We start from the raw sequence: 2,884 nt of genomic DNA on the forward strand, positions 1-2,884 counted from the left end.
AGAGCTGACTGCGCTGGCAGAACCCGCCTATCGCCGTCTGCGCGGCAAACGTATCGCGCTGATTAGCCAAAACCCGATGACCTCGCTTGACCCGCTGGTCCAGATCGGGGCGCAGATCGATCAGGTGTCGTGGCTGCACCTTGGGCTGTCGAAACCGGCGGCAAAGCTGCGCAGCATCGAGCTGATGCAGCAGCTCCGCATTCCCGACGCCGCGACCCTGCATGGTGCCTATCCACACCAGCTTTCGGGTGGAATGAAACAGCGCATCGTTATCGCCATGGCGCTGGCTGCCGATCCTGATCTGATTATTGCGGATGAACCGACCACCGCGCTGGATGTGACCATTCAGGCGCAGATCATCCAGATCATGGTGGACCTCGTGCGGGACCGTGGTCTTGCACTGATCCTGATCACGCACGACATGGGCGTTGTCGCACAGGCGTGTGACCGGGTTGTCGTGCTCTACGCGGGCCGCGTTGCGGAAACCGACAGGACTGAACCGATCTTTGCCAACCCGCGCCATCCCTATACCGCCGCCCAAAGCCCCCGCCCGCAGCCGCACGGGCATCAGCCGCTCGGGCGGGCCGAAGCGGGTCAGAAGCCTTTGGCGCAGGTTGAAGCGCACCGGCACCGCCCGGCCGTCCGCGCTCAGCACAAGATCGCCCGGCCCCAACCGCTCGACCGCGACAGGGCCGCCGGGCGTGGCGATGCGGGTGCCCGTCAGGAAGCAGGAGACATTGGCAAGGTGGATGATCCCGTCCACATCACCGTCGAGCCCGTCATAGTAGGCCAGCCTATCGGCCTCGATCAGGTAGGTCGTGTCGATCTGACTCGATCCCAGACTTCCGTTCTGGACGGCCCCGATCAACAGATCATCCAACCCATCCCCATCGACATCGCCCGCCGAGCTGACGGAAAACCCGGCAAAATCATTGTTGTTCGGTCCGATGAACTCGTAGGAGGTGCCGACCCCTGCCACAGTGTCGAGCTCGATGATGCCATGCACACCCCCGTCGGCCGCATCGAGGGCGACAAGATCGGCGCCGCTGATAAGGTAAGCGCTGCCGACATTCGACGCGGCATTGCCGATCCCGTCTGCCCGGGGGGCGCCGATCAGGAAATCGGCGAAACCGTCGCCATTCACATCCCCCGCCGCGCTGACAGACCGGCCGACATGGTCATCGCGATCCCCGATGAACCGATAGGACGCGCCCGTGCCCGCGAGGACGGGAGTCGAAATGCTGCTCAGATTGATGATGCCGTCCGTCGATCCATCGACCGCATCAAGGTTGACCAGATCATTGGCATTGACGAGGTAGGTCACGCCGGACATGAAGCCGAGAAGGCCGGAGCCATCGGCCAGATAGGCCCCGATCAGCAGATCGTCCTTCCCGTCGCCATCCACATCGCCCGCCGAACTGACCGACCAGCCGGCCCGGTCGTCATCCCCCCGCCCCACGAACTGATAGGAGGTGCCGGTCGCCGCGACATTGGCCATTCTGATGACGCCATCCATCGTGCCATCGGCCTGATCCAGCGCGGCAAGGTCATTGGCATTGATCAGATAGGCGCTGCCGCGCATATCCTGCCTATTCGGATCACCGAGCAGCAGATCGGCCTGCCCGTCATTGTCGACATCGCCTGCGGAACTGGCCCTGAAGAGAAAGCCACCGTCCCCGACGAATTTGTAGGAGGTACCGGTGGCCGCCACGAAACCAAGGTCGATGATCCCGTCGGTGGTGCCATCGGCCTGATCCAGTGCGACGAGGTCTGCGGCCTTGACCAGGTAGATATTGCCCGATGAATCCTCGCGGGCGCTGATCAACAGATCGGCGCGCCCGTCCCCATCCACATCGCCCGCGGAACTGACCGTTTGACCGGCCTGATCGAATTGATCCTTTCCGACGAATTCATAGGAACCGCCCGTCGCCGCGACCCGGCCCAGATCGATGACGCCATCGGTCGTGCCATCGGTGCCGTCAAGTGCGGCAAGATCGGCGGCCATGATCAGATAGGCGCTGCCGGAAAAGCTTTCGGCATTGCCGATCCCGCTCGCATTCGGCGCGCCGATCAGGACATCGTCGCGCCCGTCGCCATCCACATCCCCGGCGGAGCTGACGCTGATTGCGCTGAAATCGCCCGATTCCTCACCGACGAGTTCGTAAGATGTCCCGACACTGCGCACGAAGCCCAGATCGATGACGCCATCGCTTGTGCCGTCGGCCAAATCGAGTGCGGCAAGATCGGCCGCCTTGATCAGATAGGTGCTGCCGGACCAGGTTTCAGCATTCCCGATCCCGTCGCCACGTTGCGCCCCGATCAGGAAATCGGCCAGACCATCGCCATCGATATCGCCGAGCGTGGCAACGGAAACGCCGCTTTCGTCTTCTGCATCCTCGGAAAGAAACTTGTATCCCATACCGCTTACTCCTTTACCGTTTTATCCTGTGACCCGACTGGCCCTGCCCGCATCGCCCGGCAGACGCAGGCGCCGGGGCGGCCCCTCCTCGGGCTGCCAGATCAACTGGCCCGGTGTCTGGCTCAGCGCGCCGAGCTGGGCATAGACCGCCACCGCATCGGCCACGAAGGCCGCGATATCCGCATCGCTGTCGAAGCGCACCCGCTCGCGCAGCGCCGCGACCATATCCGCCGACAATGTGAGGGAAATCTCGCTCAAGGCTCTACCCCTTACCCAAAAAACCAACTCCAAGACATGAACATGGTTAAAATCCCAAACACGGGCGCAGCGATCAATGATTTTCTGCCCGCCAAGGGCGATGATCAGCGCAGCAACGAAAAAGGGGCGCCCGAAAGCGCCCCCCTGTCTGTCGGGTGCGGCCGCGATCACTCTGCCGCGGCGGGGGCCTTGGCCAGATCGCGCAGC

General features: G+C 63.1%; 1 protein-coding gene and 2 pseudogenes. 1 reads left to right on the plus strand and 2 read right to left on the minus strand.

The window, feature by feature from the left end; translation table 11 throughout:
- Positions 1–76 precede the first annotated feature (76 nt).
- Positions 77–373 (plus strand): annotated as a pseudogene (locus tag KG698_RS15940) (ATP-binding cassette domain-containing protein); the annotation flags it as partial.
- A 207-nt stretch (positions 374–580) separates the two neighbouring features.
- Here KG698_RS15940 and KG698_RS14890 read toward each other — a convergent pair.
- Positions 581–2,419, minus strand: a pseudogene (locus tag KG698_RS14890) (Hint domain-containing protein); the annotation flags it as partial.
- Between the two features lie 21 nt (positions 2,420–2,440).
- Positions 2,441–2,677 (minus strand): hypothetical protein, encoded by a 237-nt coding sequence (locus KG698_RS14895; RefSeq protein ID WP_213686330.1) that lies wholly within the window; start codon positions 2,675–2,677, stop codon positions 2,441–2,443.
- Positions 2,678–2,884 lie beyond the last annotated feature (207 nt).

This window comes from Roseicyclus sp., from assembly GCF_018402035.1.
GTDB lineage: Bacteria > Pseudomonadota > Alphaproteobacteria > Rhodobacterales > Rhodobacteraceae > Roseicyclus.